The sequence below is a fragment of the Tichowtungia aerotolerans genome, assembly GCF_009905215.1.
GTDB classification, from domain to species: Bacteria; Verrucomicrobiota; Kiritimatiellia; order Kiritimatiellales; family Tichowtungiaceae; genus Tichowtungia; species Tichowtungia aerotolerans.
On the sequence record NZ_CP047593.1, the window covers coordinates 3,819,559 to 3,839,762 of the forward strand.

The 20,204-nt window shown below is 54.4% G+C and carries 19 protein-coding genes; 8 read left to right on the forward strand and 11 right to left on the reverse strand.

The window, feature by feature from the left end:
* Positions 1–14 precede the first annotated feature (14 nt).
* The 4 genes from GT409_RS15575 to GT409_RS15590 are packed head-to-tail and all read left to right on the forward strand — an operon-like array spanning position 15 to position 3,250.
* Positions 15–851, forward strand: a complete 837-nt coding sequence (locus tag GT409_RS15575) for an ABC transporter substrate-binding protein (protein WP_160629972.1) — start codon at positions 15–17, stop codon at positions 849–851.
* Positions 826–1,587, forward strand: coding sequence for an ABC transporter ATP-binding protein (locus GT409_RS15580; protein ID WP_160629973.1), 762 nt, complete (start codon positions 826–828; stop codon positions 1,585–1,587). The genes GT409_RS15575 and GT409_RS15580 overlap by 26 nt, the downstream gene beginning before the upstream one ends.
* Complete coding sequence (locus GT409_RS15585; protein ID WP_160629974.1) at positions 1,584–2,522, forward strand: FecCD family ABC transporter permease; 939 nt, start codon at positions 1,584–1,586, stop codon at positions 2,520–2,522. The genes GT409_RS15580 and GT409_RS15585 overlap by 4 nt, the downstream gene beginning before the upstream one ends.
* Positions 2,519–3,250: a DUF1638 domain-containing protein gene (locus GT409_RS15590; protein WP_160629975.1), complete on the forward strand. Its 732-nt coding sequence runs from the start codon at positions 2,519–2,521 to the stop codon at positions 3,248–3,250. The genes GT409_RS15585 and GT409_RS15590 overlap by 4 nt, the downstream gene beginning before the upstream one ends.
* On the opposite strand, the gene GT409_RS15595 is transcribed toward GT409_RS15590, so the two are convergent.
* The 5 genes from GT409_RS15595 to leuC are packed head-to-tail and all read right to left on the reverse strand — an operon-like array spanning position 3,244 to position 7,930.
* Positions 3,244–3,963, reverse strand: a complete 720-nt coding sequence (locus GT409_RS15595) for a type III pantothenate kinase (RefSeq protein ID WP_160629976.1) — start codon at positions 3,961–3,963, stop codon at positions 3,244–3,246. The genes GT409_RS15590 and GT409_RS15595 overlap by 7 nt on opposite strands.
* A 4-nt stretch (positions 3,964–3,967) precedes the next feature.
* The gene (gene nadC, locus GT409_RS15600; protein WP_160629977.1) at positions 3,968–4,834 is read right to left on the reverse strand and encodes a carboxylating nicotinate-nucleotide diphosphorylase; all 867 of its coding nucleotides are present in this window, start codon (positions 4,832–4,834) and stop codon (positions 3,968–3,970) included.
* Between the two features lie 9 nt (positions 4,835–4,843).
* Positions 4,844–5,869, reverse strand: coding sequence for an AI-2E family transporter (locus GT409_RS15605; protein ID WP_160629978.1), 1,026 nt, complete (start codon positions 5,867–5,869; stop codon positions 4,844–4,846).
* A 40-nt stretch (positions 5,870–5,909) separates the two neighbouring features.
* A complete protein-coding gene (gene leuD / locus GT409_RS15610) occupies positions 5,910–6,524 on the reverse strand; it encodes a 3-isopropylmalate dehydratase small subunit (RefSeq protein WP_160629979.1) in 615 nt (204 codons plus the stop codon).
* 2 nt (positions 6,525–6,526) lie between these two features.
* Entirely contained in the window at positions 6,527–7,930 is a 1,404-nt protein-coding gene (gene leuC, locus GT409_RS15615) for a 3-isopropylmalate dehydratase large subunit (protein WP_160629980.1), read from the reverse strand.
* A 263-nt stretch (positions 7,931–8,193) separates the two neighbouring features.
* Here leuC and rpsB point away from each other — a divergent pair, with 263 nt between their 5' ends.
* Complete coding sequence (gene rpsB / locus GT409_RS15620; RefSeq protein ID WP_160629981.1) at positions 8,194–9,249, forward strand: 30S ribosomal protein S2; 1,056 nt, start codon at positions 8,194–8,196, stop codon at positions 9,247–9,249.
* A gap of 22 nt (positions 9,250–9,271) precedes the next feature.
* Positions 9,272–10,102, forward strand: a complete 831-nt coding sequence (gene tsf / locus GT409_RS15625; protein WP_160629982.1) for a translation elongation factor Ts — start codon at positions 9,272–9,274, stop codon at positions 10,100–10,102.
* Positions 10,103–10,324: 222 nt separating this feature from the next.
* Here the strand turns inward: tsf and GT409_RS15630 are convergent, their stop codons facing one another.
* Positions 10,325–10,819: a peptidylprolyl isomerase gene (locus GT409_RS15630; protein WP_160630144.1), complete on the reverse strand. Its 495-nt coding sequence runs from the start codon at positions 10,817–10,819 to the stop codon at positions 10,325–10,327.
* Positions 10,820–11,024: 205 nt separating this feature from the next.
* Between GT409_RS15630 and purU the strand changes: the two genes are divergently transcribed.
* A complete protein-coding gene (gene purU, locus GT409_RS15635; RefSeq protein WP_160629983.1) occupies positions 11,025–11,885 on the forward strand; it encodes a formyltetrahydrofolate deformylase in 861 nt (286 codons plus the stop codon).
* Between the two features lie 2 nt (positions 11,886–11,887).
* Positions 11,888–12,829 (forward strand): lysophospholipid acyltransferase family protein, encoded by a 942-nt coding sequence (locus GT409_RS15640; protein WP_160629984.1) that lies wholly within the window; start codon positions 11,888–11,890, stop codon positions 12,827–12,829.
* Positions 12,830–12,949: 120 nt separating this feature from the next.
* On the opposite strand, the gene GT409_RS15645 is transcribed toward GT409_RS15640, so the two are convergent.
* The 5 genes from GT409_RS15645 to GT409_RS15665 form a co-directional block, all read right to left on the reverse strand.
* A complete protein-coding gene (locus tag GT409_RS15645) occupies positions 12,950–14,197 on the reverse strand; it encodes a glucose-1-phosphate adenylyltransferase (protein ID WP_160629985.1) in 1,248 nt (415 codons plus the stop codon).
* Between the two features lie 163 nt (positions 14,198–14,360).
* Complete coding sequence (locus tag GT409_RS15650) at positions 14,361–17,435, reverse strand: efflux RND transporter permease subunit (RefSeq protein WP_160629986.1); 3,075 nt, start codon at positions 17,433–17,435, stop codon at positions 14,361–14,363.
* Between the two features lie 8 nt (positions 17,436–17,443).
* On the reverse strand, positions 17,444–18,613 hold the full coding sequence (locus GT409_RS15655) for an efflux RND transporter periplasmic adaptor subunit (RefSeq protein ID WP_160629987.1): 1,170 nt from the start codon (positions 18,611–18,613) through the stop codon (positions 17,444–17,446).
* Between the two features lies 1 nt (position 18,614).
* Positions 18,615–19,820, reverse strand: coding sequence for a TolC family protein (locus tag GT409_RS15660; protein WP_160629988.1), 1,206 nt, complete (start codon positions 19,818–19,820; stop codon positions 18,615–18,617).
* A gap of 61 nt (positions 19,821–19,881) precedes the next feature.
* Entirely contained in the window at positions 19,882–20,202 is a 321-nt protein-coding gene (locus GT409_RS15665) for a hypothetical protein (protein WP_160629989.1), read from the reverse strand.
* Between the last annotated feature and the right edge of the window lie 2 nt (positions 20,203–20,204).

Genomic DNA, 20,204 nt, shown 5'->3' on the forward strand with positions numbered 1-20,204 from the left:
AAAGCCGCCATGCTATGGCTCCAATGTTTGGAAAACTCACAGCGCTCCTCGCCTTCATCCTGCTTCTGGCCGGATGCGGGGAGCGCACGGCGTCTTCCAACAGCAGCAGCCGGCGCATCGTATCCATTGCACCGAACGTTACAGAAATCCTCTATACGCTTGGACAGAGCAATCAGGTGGTCGGCGTCAGCCGCTACAGCAATTGGCCTCCTGACGCCCGGAACAAGCCACACGTCGGCGGCACCTACGACCCCAACTGGGAAATGATTCTCTCGCTCCGGCCCGATCTGGTCATCGGCCTCGACTCACAAAAGGAAATTGCCGCACAGCTGAAACAACTCGGGGTTGATTTCCTAGGCGTCCCTCACGAGCGCGTTAAAGAAATCATGCAATCCATTCTCATCATCGGCAAAGCCTGCAGCGCCGAAGAAAAAGCCCATCAAATTTTCCAAGGATTGGAAAAACAGATCCAACAAGTTCCAACCATTGGAAAAACTGAAAGGCCGAAGGTTCTGGTCTGCATCGGACACGACGAACAGATGACCCGCATGTATGTCGCCGCACGCCACACCTTCTACGACGACCTCATCGACCTCGCAGGCGGTACCAACGCCTGCGAACAGACCACGGTCAAATATCCGGAAATATCGCCCGAAAGCCTGCACGCCATGCAGCCCGACCTCATTATCGATATTGCCCCCAACCTCGCCCCTCGGGTTTCCCAATTGTGGGAACCATACCATGCAATTCTAATGACCAACAGTTACGCCTTTATCCCCGGCCCCCGATTTGGTTTGCTTCTCGAAGATTTCACCAAAGCAATTCATGAATGCAGTCATCCAGACCAATAACCTGAATCTGTCGCTCGGCGGGAAACAGATTCTGCGCGACATCAGCATGACCGTGCAGTCCGGAGAATACGTATCCATCATCGGCCCCAACGGCGCGGGGAAGAGCACGTTCATGCGCTGCCTGCTCGGCATGTACGCATATAAAGGAAGCATAGAAATCGCCGGACAGGAATGCTCGCAAGCCGACTCGAAACAATTGGCGAAAACGATCAGCTACGTGCCGCAAACCCATGATATGGAGTTTCCCCTGCCCGTTTATGACTTCGTCATGATGGGCCGCTATCCATACCTTTCGCCACTCGTGCCCGTTCAAAAAAAAGATATCGAAGCTGTGGAACGTGCGATGGATGTCACAGACACCTGGCCGTTCCGCGGTCGCCTGATGCGCACTCTCTCCGGGGGCGAACGGCAAAAAGTTTACATCGCCGCCGCTCTCGCTCAGGAAACGCCGATCATGCTTCTCGACGAACCCGCCACCTTTCTCGACTGGAAACATCAGTCTGAAGTCATGCAGCTGCTCAAAAAAATCAACACCGACTGCGGAGCAACCGTAGTGGCAGTCAACCACGACCTTAACAGCGCAGCCCACTGGTCCGACCGCATCGTCGCCATCAAAGATGGGCAACTCCTGCTCGACGGCCTCCCCACGGACCTCATCCAGCCTGAACCGCTCAGACAGCTCTTCGAAACCACCTTCATCCGCACAGAAACTCTCGCACCGGCCACGGAATCATGAAATTGAAATTCTCCATTCTGATTCTGATGGCCCTCGGCACATTGCTGCTTTTCCCAATGGTGGGAAGCACCGGAATTCCGAACACCGAGATTCTGCTTCAGCTCAGAATTCCACGAGTACTGACCGCCTTTCTGTCCGGAGTTGCGCTGGCGACCAGCGGAATGATTTTTCAGGCGCTGTTCCGCAACCCTCTCTCCACTCCGTTCACACTCGGCGTTTCCGGCGGCGCCGCGCTCGGCGCGGCGCTCTGGATGCGGTTCGGCCCGGTTATTGCGCTGACCGGCATTGCAGCAACATCACTGGCCGGCTTCTTCGGTGCACTGCTCGCTGTTTTCCTGGTCTACGGCCTCGCGCGCGCCAAAGGCGGCTTTGCAACCAATACACTGCTGCTGGCCGGAGTGGCCGTGAACTTTTTCTTCTCCAGCCTGATCCTGCTGATCCAGTATTTCAGCGACGCCGGCGAAACCTTCCGGATGATCCGCTGGCTGATGGGCGGGTTTTCTGTCATTGGCTTTCAAACCCCGATCCATCTAGCCATATTCACGATCGCCGGGCTGGCGGTCTGCGGACTGCTGACCCGCGAAATGAACCTGCTGCTGACCGGTGATGAGATCGCCGGAGCGCGCGGCGTCAATGTGGACCGCACCCGCAAACTGCTGTTCTTCTCCGCATCGCTGATGACCGGCGCCGCGGTGGCGTTCTGCGGTCCAATCGGATTTGTGGGCCTAATGGTCCCGCATATCTGCCGAAAGCTTTTCAACGCCGATCATCGCAAACTGCTCCCGGCAGTGATTCTGTTCGGCGGATTCTTCATGACTGCCTGCGACGGACTCGCCCGCACCCTGCTCGCGCCGGTCGAAATGCCCGCCGGACTGATCACCGCCCTGCTCGGCGGACCGTTCTTTATCGGGCTCCTGCTAAAAGGAAAGTCATGATTCTGAAACTGATCAGCTGTGAAATTTTTTATCGCGAAATGTGCGCGGCCGTTGCAAAAAGCCCGCATCGCGTCGACATAGAGTTTCTGCCGAAAGGTCTGCACGACTTACCGCCCGGCGAAATGCCGGCCCGGGTTCAGGAAGTCATTGATACCGTCCCTGATGATACCTATGACGCCATTCTGCTCGGCTACGGTCTTTGCAACAATGGAGTGGCAGGCATCACCGCCCGCACCTGCCCTCTGATCCTTCCCCGTGCCCATGACTGCATCACACTGTTTCTCGGAAGCCGTCAACGCTACCGGGAAATCTTCGATGCCAACCCCGGCACCTATTTCCTGACCAGCGGCTGGCTGGAACGCGGCGAAACCTCCGGTGATCTGGCCGATCTTTCCGTCCAGCAGCAGCTCGGCATGAACAGGTCGATGGAGGACCTGATTGATCAATACGGCGAAGACAACGCGAAATATCTCTATGAAACGCTCTGTAACGGGACAAAAAACTACAGCCGTTTTATGTGGATTCCGATGGGAGTGGAACCGGAATCCATGCTGCAGGCCGCCAAAGAAAAAACCGCAGAACACGACTGGAAGCTTGAAACAGTTCCGGGCGACATGCAACTGATCAACGATCTGATCAACGGAAACTGGAACGAAGAGAATTTCCTGGCCGTTCCGCCCGGCTCAACGATTCAAGCCTGCCACAACGACCGAATTGTCAGCTACTGATTAAGCATCCCGATGCGCCCGACACCTTTGAGGGTAAACAACGGATCTATCGTAATGGAATCGTCAAAACCCTGAAGCACCCACCCGGCAAAGCCGCCGGTCGCACAGACCTGAGTATTGTTGCCCAGCTCTTCTTTCAGCTCATTGATAATTTCGCGCACCATGCCGCGATACCCGATCCGCGCGCCAATGCGCATGGCTTCGGCAGTGCTCTTTCCGATCACACGCGATGTTTTCACCGGCTTGATGTGCGGCAGCTGTGCGGTCTTCTCGGAAAGATAATCAAACATCAACGGAAGCCCCGGACAGATAATTCCGCCCACATAACCTTCATCTTTTTTAATGATGTCGAACGTAAGCGCTGTGCCGAAGTCGCAAACGACCACCGGCGCACCGAAGGTCGCGGCGGCCTCGCTGGCATCGGCCAAACGGTCCGCACCAATCCGCTCCGGCTTTGGATAAGTAACCGGAACGCCAAGATTCAACTGATGACTCACAAACAGAACATCGCGAACTCCCTGCTGTTTCAGAAAGCGTTTCCAGCGGGCATTCACACCGGGTTTAACCGAGGCCACCACGGCACGCTCCGGGATTTTTTTCAGTTCGAGAGCCGGAGTTTTAGATGGCGTCCGCTGCACACGTGTCACCCGCCCATTGCGATACACACCAAGCGAAGTACTCGTATTCCCGATATCGATGACAAGAGTCTGCATGTGACTATGCCCAGTCAAGCGCAAGGTCTGCCGAAGGCGCTGAATGCGTTAACGCACCGACTGAAATGGCGTCAACGCCGGTCTTGGCAATCTCGCGAATCGTATCCAGCGTAACGCCGCCGGAGGCCTCGGTTTGAGTGATGCCTTCACAAAGCTTTACGCATTCACGCAGGACGAGCGGCGGCATGTTGTCGAGAAGCACCCAGTCCGGCCTGGAGGGGAGAACTTCTTTAAGCTGCTCCACGGTGTCGACTTCCACTTCGACCTGTCGGTCCGGGAAACGATCGCGGACGGCCTGCACCGCCCCGCAGATTCCACTCTCATGGTTTTCCGCCCAGTACGCGAGATGGTTATCTTTGAGCATAGCCATATCGTAAAGACCCATGCGGTGATTGGTGCCGCCGCCGCATAACACGGAATATTTTTCAAACAGCCGCAGCGTCGGCGTGGTTTTACGGGTGTCGAGTAATTTGACGTCCGGATTATTGGCCTCGTCGACGTACTGGCGGGTCAGCGTAGCCACGCCGCTCATCCGTTGAATAAAGTTAAGCGCAGTCCGTTCGCCAACGAGAATGCTTCGAGCAGATCCTGAAAGAGTCAGAACAATATCGCCGTGCTCCATCGGACATCCATCCGTCATCCCTTCTTCAATACGGATTGAAGGGTCCACCTGCCGGAACACTTCGGCGGCGACGGTGGCTCCTGCCAGGATTCCGGTCTGACGAGCTACAAGATAAGCCTTAGCCGGACGGCCTTCCGGCACCAGCGCATCGGATGTTGCGTCGACGGTTTCCGGACCGAGGTCCTCGGCCAAAGCCTCGCAAATGCGTTTTTTCACATCCGGATTGGAAAGAAGATCAGGAAGAGTCATGGACAGTCCTCAGTTGTGAAGCGTTCTCCCCGCGCCCATCAAAACACTGATGGGTTTGAGCGCTTCAATATTTTCACAAACAATTTTAATCGCGGCAGTAATCGGAACGGACAGGAGCGCCCCAACGATACCCCACAGCCAGCCCCAGAAGACCAGCGAAAGAAGAATCACAACCGGACTGAGGTTTAAACTGTTTCCCATCAGCTTCGGCTCAATAAAACTGCCCATCATCTGCTGAATCGCCAGCAAAAGAATCAGAACAACGACAGCGGGCCAGAAACTCGGATAGAACTGAACCAGAGCAACCAGGACCGGGGGAACCGTAGCGATGACCGAACCAACGGTGGGAATAAAATTCAGCAGGAAAGTAAAGACCGCCCAGGTCATTGGGAAGTCCACCTTCATGATGACAAGTACTACCCATACAAGCACGGCTGTGATTGCGCTGATCATCAGTTTGATTGAAAGATACCGACTGATCTGCCCAGTGATGGAGTTGGTCACCGAAGTGATTTTATCAGCGCGCTCCGGAGCAAACGCATATTCAATTTTGCGCTGGCTATAGGGTTTCCCCAGCAGCATAAACACCAGGAAGATCAAAATCATTCCCATATTGCTGACAATACTGACAAACGAGCCGGACAGCACAACCAGACGCTTGCCGACCTGACCGGTCCAATCGAAGTCATCAAAGTAGTTTTCCGGAATATGGAAACGAGACATGGCATCGGATGCAATCTGATTGAGCTGGACAGCATACTCATCATATTGAGCGATGAAGCCCATCACACGGGTCTGAACAAAGATAGCGATCAGGTAAAAGAATCCGACCACAATCAGTAAAACCGCGAGAACCGAGACGCCGGTCGGCACCTTATGTTTGGCCAGGAAGTTGACTACCGGAGCAAACAGATAGGACAGCAGCCAGGCAATGATCAATGGAAGAATCACCACCTGAGCTGCTTTCAGGACAACCCCGACCATCACTAATGTGATGACACCGAGAAACGGAATCAGATAACGGTTATCCTGCATAAAACACCCCGGTGTTGTATTTCAAAGTCCCGCGCACGGATTATCCGTGCGCAGCTTCATAGGCGGCAATATCGTCTTCGTACTGAAGTGTCAAAGCGATATCGTCCAGCCCTTCCAGAAGTTTGGTCTTGAGATCAGCATCGATGTCAAACAAATACTCTTTGTCGCCATCTGCGGCATGAAGGGTCACCTTCTGGTTTTCCAGATCAACGATGCCTTTCACGCCGGGCTCTTTTTCCAGGGTTTGGAAAATATCCTCAACCTGCTCTTCGGTCAGTTCAATCGTGAGCAGCCCGTTTTTGCCGCAGTTGTTGCGAAAAATATCAGCGAAAGCCGGTGTTTCTTCATGGCGTGGAGCAATAATTGCCTTAAAACCGTACTGCGCCACCGCCCACACCGCGTGCTCACGACTGGACCCGCAGCCGCAGTTCGTACGCGTTACGAGAATTTCAGCATTTTTGGTTTCCGGCTTGTTCAGCACAAAGTCCGGGTTATCGCTGCCGTCATCGTTGTAGCGCCAGTCCGAGAAAAGCGCCGCACCGAAACCGGTGCGCTTGATCGATTTCAAGTGCTCTTTGGGAATCAGAGCGTCTGTATCGATGTTCGCACGATCAACGCCAGCGACAATACCTGTGAATGTTTCAAATTTATCCATGATTAAAGCTCCTCGCGAATGTCTACAAAATGTCCGGCCACGGCGGCAGCGGCAGCCATTTTCGGGCTGACCAGATGCGTGCGCCCGCCTTTACCCTGCCGCCCTTCAAAGTTGCGGTTGGATGTGGACGCACAGCGCTCCTTGTCGCGCAGTTTGTCGGCATTCATCGCCAGACACATGCTGCAGCCCGCATAGCGCCACTCGGCACCGGCTTCGTGGAAAATGCGGTCAAGCCGCTCTTTCTCGGCCTGGTAGCGAACGGCTTCCGAACCCGGAACCACCAGCATGCGGACTCCATCCGCCACTTTCTTTCCTTTAATGTATTCAGCGGCTTCGCGCAGGTCTTCGATACGTCCGTTGGTACAGCTTCCAATAAAGACGGTATCGATCGTAATATCAGTCATCTTTGTTCCCGGCTCCAGCCCCATGTAGTCGAGCGCAGCTCGCACGTCAGCGGGCGAATATTCGGGCACAGCGTCGAGCGCCGGAACTTCGCCGGTCACGTCGGTCCCCATGCCGGGACTGGTTCCCCAGGTCACCTGCGGAGCCAGATCCGTCACATCAATGGTGATCTCGTGATCAAAGGAAGCCCCTTCATCGGTGAAGTACTGTTTCCAGTCTTCGATGGCTTTTTCGAACTCTGCTCCTTTCGGAGAATAAGCCCGATCACCGGAAGAAATATAGTCAAAGGTAACCTGATCCGGAGCAACCAGTCCGGCGCGTGCACCGGCTTCAATGGCCATGTTACAGATCGTCAGGCGGCCTTCCATAGACAGGCTGCGAATTGCTTCGCCGCAAAACTCAAAAGCGCATCCGGTTCCGCCGGCGGTTCCGATCATGCTGATCAGCTTCAGAACCATATCTTTGGCAGTAACGCCCGGCTGCAGTTTTCCAGTGAACTCCACCTTATAGTTCTTCGGTTTTTTCTGGCGCAGCGTCTGCGTGGCCAGCACGTGTTCCACTTCGGAGGTGCCAATCCCAAACGCGATCGAACCAAATGCGCCGTGCGTCGCGGTGTGCGAGTCTCCGCAAACGACGGTCATGCCCGGCAGGACAATCCCCTGCTCCGGCCCGATAATATGAATCACGCCCTGCCGGTCGTCGCCGAGCGGAAACAGCGTCACGCCGGTCGTCGCCGCGTTATCAGTCAATGCATCCACCTGCGCTTTGGCAATCGGATCGGTGATGTTCATCCGGTTTTCGTCCGTCGGCACGTTATGATCCATCGTTGCAAACGTGCGGTCCGGCCGGCGCACTTTACGGCCGGCGAGGCGCAGTCCTTCAAAAGCCTGCGGACTGGTCACCTCGTGAACCAGATGGCGGTCAATATACAGCAGCACTTCGCCGCCACCCAGGTCCTTGACGACGTGTGCATCCCAAATCTTGTCAAACAGTGTCTTACTCATGGCGGCAGAGGGTATATCTCCCGCTGACATGCATGCAAGCAAAAGGAAAGCGGGAAATTGAACCCCGAATCGCCATACAGATCTCGCAACTCCGTCAAAAACCCTCATGAAAACCGCTTGCCAAAGCAGGAATTGATACGTATAAAGCCCGCCTTTAATGGATTGCGCGAGTGCGCGTCCGAAGCGAGTGCTTACGCCGGTTTACCCCCGGATAAGCCAAAGCGGATTGTTCGAACAAATGAACTATAGAAAGGGGTAATGCCATGTCCGAAACGACATTGACGATTCAGGATCTGTTGGATGCAGGTCTGCACTTCGGTCATCAGACCAAACGCTGGAACCCGAAAATGAAGCGCTTTATTCACGGCGCAAAAGGCGGGATCTACATCATCGACCTCCAGAAAACCCTCGTCCATCTCAAGATGGCTCAGGAATTCCTGGACGACACCGTAATGAGCGGCCGCAAAGTGCTGTTTGTTGGAACCAAGAAGCAGGCACGCGATATCTTCAGAAACACTGCAGAAGACGCCGGGCAGCCTTACGTGGTTCACCGCTGGCTGGGCGGAATGCTCACCAACAACACCACGGTTCGCCAGAGCGTAAAACGCATGGAAGACCTTCAGGCCTTCTTCGGCGACGAAGCAAAACTCAAAACCATTTCCAAAAAAGAGCAGTCCATGCTCCGCCGCGAGCTGAACAAACTCGAACGCACCCTGACCGGTATCAAAGACATGACCCAGCTTCCGGGCGCCCTGTTCGTCGTTGATATCAACCGCGAAAAGCTTGCCATTGCTGAAGCTCAGCGCCTGAACATTCCGGTGGTTGCTCTGGTCGACACCAATACCGACCCGGATCTGGTCGACTATCCGATCCCGGGCAACGACGACTCCATTCGTTCGCTCTCGCTGGTTGCCAACACCCTCGGCGGATCCATTGCGAAAACTTACGCGGAATACACGTCCAAAAAAGAAGCGGAAGAAAAAGAACGCCGCGAAAAAGCCGCTGCTGAAAAAGCCGCTGCTGAAAAAGCCCGCGCAGAACGCGAAGCCAAAGAAAAAGAAGAAAAGAAAAAACGCGCGGAAGTCCTCAAAAAGCTAAAAGCTGAAAAAGCAAAAGAGGAAAAAGAGAAGAAAAAAGAAGCTGAAAAAGCTGAGTTTAAAGCCAAAGAAGCTGCTGAGAAAGCCGCTGAAGCTGAAAAAGCTGAAGAGGTAAAAGAAGACGCCCCGGCCGCCGAAGAAACTGTAAAAGCAGCTGCCGAAGCTCCGGCCGCGGAAGAAGCCGCTCCCGCCAAAGAAGAAGCAGAGAAAAAAGAAGATTGATTTAATAAAAAGGAAACGACTCATGAATATTACCGCTGCACAGGTTAAAGAACTGCGCGACGCAACGAACGTCAGTATGATGGACTGCAAACGTGCCCTTCAGGAAGCTGAAGGCGACATGGACAAAGCCGTAAAACTTCTCCGCGAACGCGGAATGGCTGTGGCTGCAAAAAAAGCAAGCCGCGTCGCCAAAGACGGAAAAATCTCTGCCAAAATTTCCAATGATGGAAAAACCGGCGTGATGATTGAAATCAACTGCGAAACGGACTTCGTGACCCGCAATGAAAAATTCCAGAGCTTCGTCGCTGAAATGACCGACAAAGCCATGGATGTCGACAACCCGGCTGAAGCGTTCAAAGATGAAATCACCGCCGCTATCGCAGAAATCGGTGAAAACATCGTTCTGCGTAAAAGCGAAAAATTTGTTGCTGAACAGGGCGCGGTTTCCTCCTACATCCACATGGGCGGAAAAGTCGGCGTGATGGTTGAGTTCGGCCTCGAAAACGAAGCCACCGCAACCAACGACACCTTCAAGGAACTCGGCCTCGACATCTGCCTGCACGTAGCTGCGGTCAACCCGATGGCCCTCGACCGCGACGGAATTCCGGCCGAAACCGTTGAAGAAGAAAAAGCCCTCTTCGCTAAACAGGTTGAAGGCAAACCGGAAAACATCGTTGAAGGCATCCTCAAAGGAAAACTCAACAAATTCTACGCAACCAACTGCCTGCTTGAGCAGGGTTTTGTTAAAGAAGACAAAACCAGCATCACCGACCTGCTTGCAGCCAAAGGAAAAGAGCTGGGTGACACCATCACCATCAAGCGCTATATCCGCTGGCAGCTCGGTGAAGCATAAGCATGTACTCGGAAGTTTCCAACCATTGGAAACCCAAAGGCCGCTCCTCACGGGGCGGCCTTTTTTGCATTCGCTGACGTTCCATAGTTTGGAAAAAGGACTGCCCCTCCAAACCCTGGGAATCAGGCTGAAGCTGCCTGATGTTTTCCAGACTCCGGAAAAACAAGAAGCCGCTCCGATGAACTCAGAGCGGCTTCGGTTTATTTGTGAAAAGAAAGTTTTCTATTCAACCACAATGCATTCAGTGATGACAACCGGTTCAACCGGCACATCGCTGTGTCCGCCTTTGCGGCCTGTAGCAACGCCCTCAACAGCTTTCACCACGTCCAGACCTTCAACCACTTTTCCAAACACGCAATACCCCCAGCCCTGCATGGTCGGAGCGCGGAAGTTCAGGAAATCATTGTTTTTGGTGTTGATAAAGAACTGTGCAGACGCGCTGTGGGGATCTGAAGTCCGGGCCATGGCAATCGTTCCCAGATCATTCTTGAGGCCGTTGTTCGCTTCATTGTCCACGGTGTTCGGTGCAGACTTCTGCTGCATCTCGGCAGTGAACCCTCCGCCCTGAATCATGAAATCCGCAATGACACGGTGGAAAATCGTGCCGTTGTAATGACCGCTCTCGACGTATTTCAGAAAATTGGCGACCGTATTCGGCGCTTTCTCCGCATCGAGTTCCAGCTTGATATCTCCCTTAGTCGTCTTCATTAAGACCATAGTTTTACTTTCCTTTACGGGTTCCGGTTGTTCATTCACGGACTGAACCTTTTCCCCCGCCTCAGAACTGCCGGTTAGAAGGAAGGTCGCCATGAGCATACTGCATAGAATCAGAACATTGTTTTTCATGTGCAAAAACCTATTGGTGTTTGGGGCGGTTGTCGATAAAGTTTGTCTTTGTTTTATTGAAAAAGGACCCGACTCGATGAAAGACAAAGCTTCTGCCATTTTATTGATTTCCTGCCCGGACCAGCAGGGAATTGTCTGCGCTGTAACCGACTTCCTGATGCGCCACGATGGGAATATTATCGACCTTGAGCAGCATACCGACACCGAGGAAGGTGTTTTCTTTATGCGTGTCGAATGGGAGCTGGAGGGATTTGCCCTGCCCCGTGACCAGATCAGCGAAAAATTCAGCCTGATTGCCGACCGCCACCAGATGAAAGTGGAACTGCATTTCTCCGACTACCGACCGCGCGTGGCCATTTTTGTATCTAAATTTTCGCACTGTATCCACGACCTGCTCGCCCGCCGGCATACCGGCGAGTACAATGTCGATATTCCGCTCATCGTCAGCAACCATCCGGATCTTGAACCGCTGGCAAAGATGTACGGTGTTGATTATCAGCTGATCGAAATCACGAAAGAAAACAAAGCGGAACAGGAACAGAAAACCATTGATCTGATGCGTGAATACAGCATCGACCTGATCGTACTGGCCCGTTACATGCAGATTCTATCCGACAATTTCTGCCGCCAGTTTCCCAACCGGATTATCAACATTCACCATTCCTTTCTACCCGCATTTGTGGGAGCCAAACCGTATCACTCCGCCCATCAGCGCGGCGTGAAAATTATCGGAGCCACCAGCCACTATGTCACCAGCGACCTGGATGAAGGTCCGATCATCGAGCAGGAAGTGATGCGGGTTTCTCATAAAGACTCCGTGGAAAGTCTGATTCGCAAAGGCCGCGACCTTGAAAAAGTGGTCCTTTCCCGCGCGGTCTGGGCACACCTGCAGAACCGGGTGCTGGCCTACAAAAACCGCACTGTGGTGTTCAGCTGATCATGTCGAAACGAACACGACAACTCCGGCATCCGTTCGAACGCGCGGCCATTCATCTTGCAATGGCAGTTATCCCGCGCCTGCCCCGATACGGCGTACTGGCGCTGGCAAAAATCGGAGGCCGAGCCGGCTATCTGTTTGATTCCCGCAGCCGACGGATCGGACTGGCCAATCTGGATGTGGCGTTTGGGGACACCAGAACCGCAGAAGAAAAAAAGCAAATCTTAAAAACCTCGTTCGTCACGATGGTGCGCACACTGCTCGACACATTCTGGTTTGCCCACCACTCGGGCAAACGCCTGGATAAATACGTTGTCCTCGATGACAGTTCTAAGGTTTTCTTTCAGGACAAGGCGCACATCTGCATTACAGCGCACTTTGGAAACTGGGAAATCATCGGACAGATGAGCGGACACAAACAGCTTCCGCTGCACAGCATTGCCACGCCTGTCAAAAATGAGCTCGTCAACAAGCATTTCATTCGCGCCCGCGAAGCAACCGGACAAACTATTATCCCGCGCAAAGGGGCCCTGCGGAAACTGCTCGGAATTCTTCGTAAAGGCGGGAAAACCGCTTTCCTGGCCGACCAGAACACCTCGGAAAATAACGGCGGCATCTGGGTTGATTTTTTCGGCCTGCCCGCAACGGTCACAGCCGCACCGGCCCTGCTCTCCGGCCGGACCGGCGCTGAAATTCTGATGGGGTTCTGCTCCCCGCTGCCCGGAGGGTACTACCGCATCTACTCCACAGGAACTTTTGATCCACCGGCAGAAACCGGAGAAGCATCGATCCGCAGGCTGACTGAGCAGATCACTCAGGTCACGGAAAAAGAAATTCGCGAACATCCGGAATACTGGCTGTGGATGTATAAACGCTGGAAAACGCATCAACCCGGCGACGATCCCACTAAATACCCGTGCTACAAAAAGAGCCGCCCGCAGTGAGCGCGCCTTTCTAAGATTGGATTCTCCAAAACTCGGAAGCCGACCTCCCGATCCGTGAAAAGCTTTCAAAAACAGGAAGCTTGCGTCCAGATCCGGAACGCTGGATCAACACAAACCGTTTTACAGCCTGGTTCCCGATGGAATAATGGTTTTTTTGGGAATGACGATGACACCATCACGAACCACGTAGGTATCTGTTTTTTCGCCATCCACCTTACCGTCCGGGGAAATATAAACGCTGTCGCCGATATGAACATTTTTATCGATAATCGCATTTTTAATGTAGCAGTCTTTTCCGATCCCCAGCGAAGGAACGCCTGGCGTCGGTTTTTTCAATGACTTTTCCTGCTCATAATAATCAGCCCCCATGATCACCGAATGCTCAATCACCGTTCCCTCTCCAATGACAGCCCGGGTCCCCACCACCGAATGCAGAATCCGGTGGCCCGAAATAATACATCCGTCTGAAAGCAGACAGCGGTTCAGGTCGCAGCAGTTGATTTTGGACGGCGGCAGATATCGCATGTGCGTATAAACCGGAGCCTCCGCATCATAAAAGGTGAATTCCGGGATCAGATCGGTCAGCGCCAGGTTTGCTTCATGGAACATTCCAATCGTCCCGATGTCTTTCCAGTATCCTTCAAAATTATGACTGAACACTTTCCTCTCACTGATTGCTGCCGGAATGATATGCTTTCCAAAGTCCGAATCATCGTTCGAACAAAGCAACTCTTTGAGAACATCCGCATTGAAGACATAAATTCCCATACTGGCCAGATAACACTCGTCTTCAAACATTGGCGCCCGCAAATCATCGAGTTCCGGACCATCACCCGGTTTTTCCGCAAACTTAACAATCTTGTTGGTTTCATCTACATGCATGATGCCCAGGGAACCGGCCTCATTGCGCGAGACCGGCTTGGTACAGATGGTCACATCCGCACCGCGCTCAATATGCTCTTCGATCACTTTTGAAAAGTCCATTCGGTAGAGCTGATCTCCGGACAGAATCACCACAAAATCGGGTTCGTTATGCATGAAGTATTTCATCGACTGACGCACAGCATCCGCCGTTCCCTGAAACCAGCCTTCCGATTCCGGCGTCTGCTCGGCCGCCAGCATACGCACGGCACCGCGCGAAAACTGATCAAACAGATATGTGGATTGAATATGGCGATGCAGGGATACGCTGTTGAACTGGGTTAACAGATAGATGGAGCGAATGCCGCTGTTGATGCAGTTACTAATGGGAATATCAACCAATCGGTACTTGCCGGCAATCGGAACGGCGGGTTTGGCACGATCTTTCGTGAGAGGCTGCAAACGGGTCCCGGCTCCGCCGCCAAGAATCAAACCGACTGTGTTCATAGATTTTCCTTTCGTTAAGACATCACGTCTACATGTCCATATACGATTCTAAGGTATAGCCGGAACCCTGTCCTCCATCCAGAACAAAACGTTTCAAACGCAACCATTCTTTTTAAACAAACAAAAAAAAATCAAAGTGAATCCATTGAAAACACAAAGCCTCTTAAGCCGATCGGCGCCGTTCCACCCACTCATATACCGCGGGCAAAACGAACAGCGTCAAAAAGGTAGACGTCAGCAGCCCGAACACCACCACGGCCGCCAGCGGACGCTGCACCTCGGCGCCCGCTCCGTGCGAAACCAGCAGCGGCAACAGCCCCAGCAGCGTCGTCAGCGTCGTCATAATGACCGGACGAAAACGAATCAAACTTCCGTTAATGACCGCATCGCGCACGCTTTGACCCTCTCGCCGCAAATCGTTGAAATCGCTCACCAGAACCATCGCGTCCTGCATGGCAATTCCGAACAGCGCAATAAATCCGATCGACGCCGGAACAGACAGATACTGGCCGGTCACCCACAGCCCGAACACTCCGCCGATCAGCGCGAGCGGAACATTCAGCAGAATCATAGCCGCATAACGCACACAATGATACGCAATCCACAGCAGGATAAAAATCGAAGCAATCACAACCGGCACAATCACACGCAGCCGCTGCATCGCACTGCGCTGCTGCTCAAACTGCCCGCCGTACTCAACAAAAATGCCGGCAGGTAACTCGACCTTTTCATCAACAGCCGACTGGATATCGGCCAGCACTTTACTGAGCGCCCGCCCCTGGATATTCCCCTGCACAACCCAGCGCCGCTGATTGTTTTCACGACTGATCTGCAGCGGCCCGTCAACGGACTCAATGGTTGCGAGCTGATCAAGAGAAACCAAGGCGCCGTCAGCAGAACGGATAAACAACTGCGCAAGCGCATCAGGGGTAGAACGGAACTCAGGCGCGTAGCGCAGATGAATCCCATAGCGGCGCGTATTTTTATAAAGCGTGTCAATGACCGCACCTCCAACCGCTGTTTCGATCTGTTCGAGCACCGCTTCACCGGGAATACCATAGCCTGCGCAGGCTTCGCGATCGAGCACCACCTTAACCTGCGGCTGGCCGAAACTCTGCTCGACAGAAAGGTCGACGAGTCCATCCACATCCTCCAGTACTGCTCGCATGGATTCTGCAGACTCCCGAATCTGGTCCAGATCTTCACCGTAGATCTTAATCGCCAACTGCGCTCTGGTTCCGGAAAGCATCTCGTCAAACATGTGCTGGATCGGCTGCGAAAAGTTAACCTGCAGACCGGGATAGTCGTCCAGCCGGTCGCGCAGCTCATCGAGCAGCTCGGCCTTCCGAACGTCCTCGCCCAACACCACATGAATCATCGCAAAGTTGACCGGATGCGGATGGCTGCCGGCTTCTGGGCGCCCAATCATCGCAACCACCTCCCCGAGGCCTTCCATCTGCATGATTTCATCGGTCAGCCGCTGAACAGACTCCTCCGCTTCATCCAGCGCGATCGATGGCGCCATGCTGACATCAATGCTGATCGCCCCCTCGTTCAGGACCGGAATAAATTCCGTTCCGATGCTTCGCAGTCCGACTGCGGCGAGCACCGTCAAAACGACAACCGCAGCAAATACAACCGCTTTCGCACGCAGTGCAGCGGAAAGCGCCGCCCGGTAACCGGCTTTTATCGCACGAAGAAATGCCGACTCCTTGTAGGGTTTCTCATTGATCAGGAAACTGGCGAGCACCGGCGCGACGACCAGCGCAAAAACAATCGACCCGCCGAGTGCAAGCATAACGGTATACGCCAGCGGCTTGAACATTTTCCCCTCAACCGCTTCCAGGGAAAGAATCGGAATAAAAACCGTAATCACAATCAGGATGGCAAAAAGGATCGGCCGCCCGACCTCTTTCGTTGCCTCGTAAATCAACCGGCAGCGATCCGCTTTGGTTCCGTGCTTCAACCCCAGAAAACGATGAATATTCTCGGTCACCACAATGGAGCCATCCACCAGCATACCGAGCGCGATGGCAATCCCGCCCAGCGACATCAGGTTGGCGGATACGCCGTAATGGTTCATTCCGATCACCGCGATCAGCGCGCAGAACGGCATGGCCAGCGAAACAATCATCGCTGCCCGGAAACAGCCCAGGAAGGCAAACAGAACCAGCAGCACCAGCACCATACCCTGCAGCAACGCCGTCTTGACCGTGCGGGTCGCATTTTCGACCAGATCAGCCTGCTCGTAATAAGGAACAAGCCTTACGCCGTCCGGCAGACCGGCCTGCACCTGCTCGACCTTTTTATAGAGATCTTCAATCACCTTCGACGAATTGGCTCCAAACAGCTTCATTACCAGCCCGGAAACCACTTCATGTCCCTCCCCGGCCATGACAAGACCGCGGCGCAGTTCGGGGCCATATTCAACCGTGGCCACATCACGGATCGCCACCGGGGTGCCTTTAAAGGTTTTGAGCGTGATGCCGCGAATATCATCCAGGTCGCGCAGCAACCCGACTCCCCGCACGAGATGCTCCTCGGAGTTCATCTGAAGATATTGCCCGCCCACATTGCGGTTATTGGCCTGCACGGCGGTCACCACATCCTCAAGCGCGAGGTTATACTGATGCAGCAGAAACGGATCGATCTGAATCTGATACTGAAGCACATGCCCGCCGGCACTCAGAATATCGGTCACCCCCTGAACGGTCTGCAACTGACGCTTCACCACCCAGTCATTGAGATCGCGCAGGTAGGTCAGCTTATCGAGCCCGCCGGTATCCGCCCCCTCATCCAGCTCGAGGTAATAAAGAAAGATCTGCCCCAGCCCGGTCGAAATCGGCCCGAGCGCCGGCGGCTCCCGCAGGTCCGGCAAATCGGCCAGCGCCGCAGTCAAGCGCTCCGAAACCAGCTGCCGCGCGAAATAAATATCGGTATCGTCCGTAAAATAGACATAGACCACCGCCATACCGAACGCCGACGTGGACTTCACCAGCGTGACATTCGGCAGACCGTTCATCGCCGTCTCAATCGGATAGGCCACCAACTGCTCGACCTCTTCCGGCGCCATGCCGTCGGCTTCTGCGAAGACCGGGACCATAATGGGCGAAATATCCGGAAACGCCTCCACATCCAGCTGACGGTATTCAACAACCCCCAGCCCGATAACGCCGAGCAGCGCCACCAGCACCAGTCCTCGGTTTTTCAAAACAGAATGAATGACTTTTTCAATCATAACGCCTCCTAGTGACCGTGACCTGCATGGGGATCCATTCCGCTGGTAACCATTTCGGCTTTCAGCGTAAACGCGCCGGCGACGACATAGTCCTCGCCGGCGGACAGACCCTGCCTGATTTCAACAAACCGGTCCCCGCGCTCCCCGAGAACAACATCGCGGGTCTCGAAACCGTGTTCGCTTTTGATAAAAACAACCGCCTGTCCGTTCACAACCTGAACAGCCCCGCGCTCAACGCGCACCGGAACCTCAACCGACTCCGTCACAATGCGAGCCCGCACAAACGCGCCGGGCATAAAGTCCTCACGCGCCCCTTTCAGAACGCAGCGGGCGGTAAAGGTGCGAGTCTCTTTGGAAATCAGCGGGCTGACATACGCAATCGTTCCGCGCGCGATGTGACCGTCGCGCGCAACGAACTCAACCGCCATGCCTTTTTCAACCCGATGCTGATACTGAGGATAAACAGAAATATCAACCCAGACGCTGGACAGATCCGCCACCTCAAACAGAACGCGATCCTCTCCGGCCACCTCGCCGACCGATGCGCTTTTGGCGACAACCTGTCCGTCGAGCGGAGCCGAGACCGTATAAACCGACAGCATCTCGCGATTTTCCAGCGATGCCAGAATATCGCCCTTCTTTACCCGGTCGCCAATCTCGACAAACACCTGGAGGATCACACTCGGGTAGCGCGCGGAGACCGCGGCGGCCCGATCCCGGTTCAGGTTAATTTCTGCCGGAAAAACAACGGATTTTGAAATCGTTCCGCCTGTTGCAGCGTTCATCTCAATTCCGATCTTTTTCGCAATCTCTGGAGAAACCTCGAGCCCACCCTCTTCTTCGTGGCCGTGGCCACTACACCCGAGGTCATGCTCATGGCCCTCGTGCTCATCATGCGCAGACGCTTCTGCCTGATGTTCGTGCGCAGCGTGGTCATGTGCGGCGTGATCATACCCTTCGCAGGAAGCATGTGCAGCGTGTTCTTCATGCGCCGAATGATCATGTTCCTCCTCACAGGACTCCTTCCTGTTCAGGCCTTCAAGCCCCGGCAACGTAAACTTCGTCGCGCCCTTTTCCTTACAGGAAGGACAATCACAACCATCCGCGTCATGAATATGCTGCGCGAAAGCCAATCCGCCCGCAATCAGGCACCCGATAATACAAATCATTTTTTTCATCTTACAACTCCTCCTCTAAAAACCTGGTAATCTCCGCCCGAGCAGCATGGGCGTCACGTAATGCTTCAATATGCCGAACCCGAATTTCAGCCAGATGCTGCTGGGCATTAATCAGCTCAAACCAGGAAAAACGCCCGGCGTCATAACCGGCCTTGCTCACCTCATAAGCCTGCCGGGCCTTCGGAAGCAGACGCTCGGCAGTCATCTCCGCCTCCGTCCTGGCGCCGCGAAAAATCGCAATGAGCCGCGACAGCTGCGCCTGCCAATCCCTCCGAATCTCCTCCCGCTCCGCAGCAAGCGCCTCGGCATCCAGCAGCGCAGCCGTCTCGGCAGCGCGTCCGGAACGAACAAAATTGAGCGGAATGGATGCCCCGAAAACAAAGCTGCTGAGCTCCTCGGCAGACTCATGCCTCATCCCGGCACCCAAGGTGATATCCGCAGTGTCCGCAGCCCGCTCCCGGGCGGCTTTCGCACGCAGCATCTCGACCTGCGCATCCAGACGCTGCAGAACCGGGTGGCTGTCAGCGAGCTGACGCTCACTGATTTCTTCGAGTTCATAATACGATCCAGCCAACTCCGCCATCTCAGATTCCGGCACCCCGATCAGCGAGGCCAGCTGAATGCGGGCCGCCTCAAGATCACCGAAACAACAGGTCTGCGAGAGCAGGATTTCCTCCATCGCCAGTTCGGCCTGAACCACATCCAGTTCCGAACCTCCGCCGGCTTCATAACGGGATTTCGCCACCTCGACAAAGGCGCGCCCCAACTGCTCCTGTTCAGCGCGCACGGCTCCAATCTCCTGCTGGGCGAACACATCTATAAACGCGCGGCGGACCTCCGAAAGCAGCTCCAGTTCGCGCACGGCACGGGACTGCTCAGCCACGTCAACCGCCTTGCCGGCAACCTGACGCTCCAGCGCACGTTTCCCGCCCCGCTCAAACGTCTGCTTTACGCTCAAAGTGTACGACGTATCGTTAACTCCATCGAGATCCCCGCCGACTCCCTCTGCCTCGAAATCGAGCTCCGGGTTTTTCCACAACCCGGCAGTCGACCGGGCCGCCGCAGCCGCTTCAGCTGCAACCTGAGCCGCCTGAAGGCGGGGGGAATTCTGCCGGGCACGATCCAGTGCCCGGTCCAGTGTAAGTTTTCCGGACTCTGAAAATCCGGTGTATGCAATACTGCAAAGCAGCACAAAAATAAATTTCATGTAATAACTCCTGATTGATCACTTAGCATTCATACGCGTCGATTCGCGGGTGAACACGTTCTCAAATCAGAAGCTGGACGGTCAGCAGATGCCTAAACTCTGCGTTTGGCAATCGCGGCGCGGTGAAAACCGCGCAAACCGGTTTTAATACAGAAATAACCGGAAGCTGCGGAGCGGGTAAATCCGTTACTGCCAGCGGAGGGACCATAACGGATGAATCCTTCACGCACGGTTCTTCATGGGAACAGCCACGGCAAATCGAATTGCAGATCCCGTCGGCAGAAGAATCTGCATGTGCATGATGTCCCGCCGAATGCGCACACGGCATCCCAAGCGTAATCAACGCAATCAAAGCCAGAATGGTCTGCTTGATTTTCATCATTC

What these genes read in the sequence shown, in the direction of transcription:
- GT409_RS15575 (WP_160629972.1), top strand. Translation starts at nt 15, where the DNA reads ATGGCTCCAATGTTTGGAAAACTCACAGCGCTCCTCGCCTTCATCCTG.
- GT409_RS15580 (WP_160629973.1), top strand. Translation starts at nt 826, where the DNA reads ATGAATGCAGTCATCCAGACCAATAACCTGAATCTGTCGCTCGGCGGG.
- GT409_RS15585 (WP_160629974.1), top strand. Translation starts at nt 1,584, where the DNA reads ATGAAATTGAAATTCTCCATTCTGATTCTGATGGCCCTCGGCACATTG.
- GT409_RS15590 (WP_160629975.1), top strand. Translation starts at nt 2,519, where the DNA reads ATGATTCTGAAACTGATCAGCTGTGAAATTTTTTATCGCGAAATGTGC.
- GT409_RS15595 (WP_160629976.1), bottom strand. Translation starts at nt 3,963, where the DNA reads ATGCAGACTCTTGTCATCGATATCGGGAATACGAGTACTTCGCTTGGT.
- nadC (WP_160629977.1), bottom strand. Translation starts at nt 4,834, where the DNA reads ATGACTCTTCCTGATCTTCTTTCCAATCCGGATGTGAAAAAACGCATT.
- GT409_RS15605 (WP_160629978.1), bottom strand. Translation starts at nt 5,869, where the DNA reads ATGCAGGATAACCGTTATCTGATTCCGTTTCTCGGTGTCATCACATTA.
- leuD (WP_160629979.1), bottom strand. Translation starts at nt 6,524, where the DNA reads ATGGATAAATTTGAAACATTCACAGGTATTGTCGCTGGCGTTGATCGT.
- leuC (WP_160629980.1), bottom strand. Translation starts at nt 7,930, where the DNA reads ATGAGTAAGACACTGTTTGACAAGATTTGGGATGCACACGTCGTCAAG.
- rpsB (WP_160629981.1), top strand. Translation starts at nt 8,194, where the DNA reads ATGTCCGAAACGACATTGACGATTCAGGATCTGTTGGATGCAGGTCTG.
- tsf (WP_160629982.1), top strand. Translation starts at nt 9,272, where the DNA reads ATGAATATTACCGCTGCACAGGTTAAAGAACTGCGCGACGCAACGAAC.
- GT409_RS15630 (WP_160630144.1), bottom strand. Translation starts at nt 10,819, where the DNA reads ATGGTCTTAATGAAGACGACTAAGGGAGATATCAAGCTGGAACTCGAT.
- purU (WP_160629983.1), top strand. Translation starts at nt 11,025, where the DNA reads ATGAAAGACAAAGCTTCTGCCATTTTATTGATTTCCTGCCCGGACCAG.
- GT409_RS15640 (WP_160629984.1), top strand. Translation starts at nt 11,888, where the DNA reads ATGTCGAAACGAACACGACAACTCCGGCATCCGTTCGAACGCGCGGCC.
- GT409_RS15645 (WP_160629985.1), bottom strand. Translation starts at nt 14,197, where the DNA reads ATGAACACAGTCGGTTTGATTCTTGGCGGCGGAGCCGGGACCCGTTTG.
- GT409_RS15650 (WP_160629986.1), bottom strand. Translation starts at nt 17,435, where the DNA reads ATGATTGAAAAAGTCATTCATTCTGTTTTGAAAAACCGAGGACTGGTG.
- GT409_RS15655 (WP_160629987.1), bottom strand. Translation starts at nt 18,613, where the DNA reads ATGAAAAAAATGATTTGTATTATCGGGTGCCTGATTGCGGGCGGATTG.
- GT409_RS15660 (WP_160629988.1), bottom strand. Translation starts at nt 19,820, where the DNA reads ATGAAATTTATTTTTGTGCTGCTTTGCAGTATTGCATACACCGGATTT.
- GT409_RS15665 (WP_160629989.1), bottom strand. Translation starts at nt 20,202, where the DNA reads ATGATGAAAATCAAGCAGACCATTCTGGCTTTGATTGCGTTGATTACG.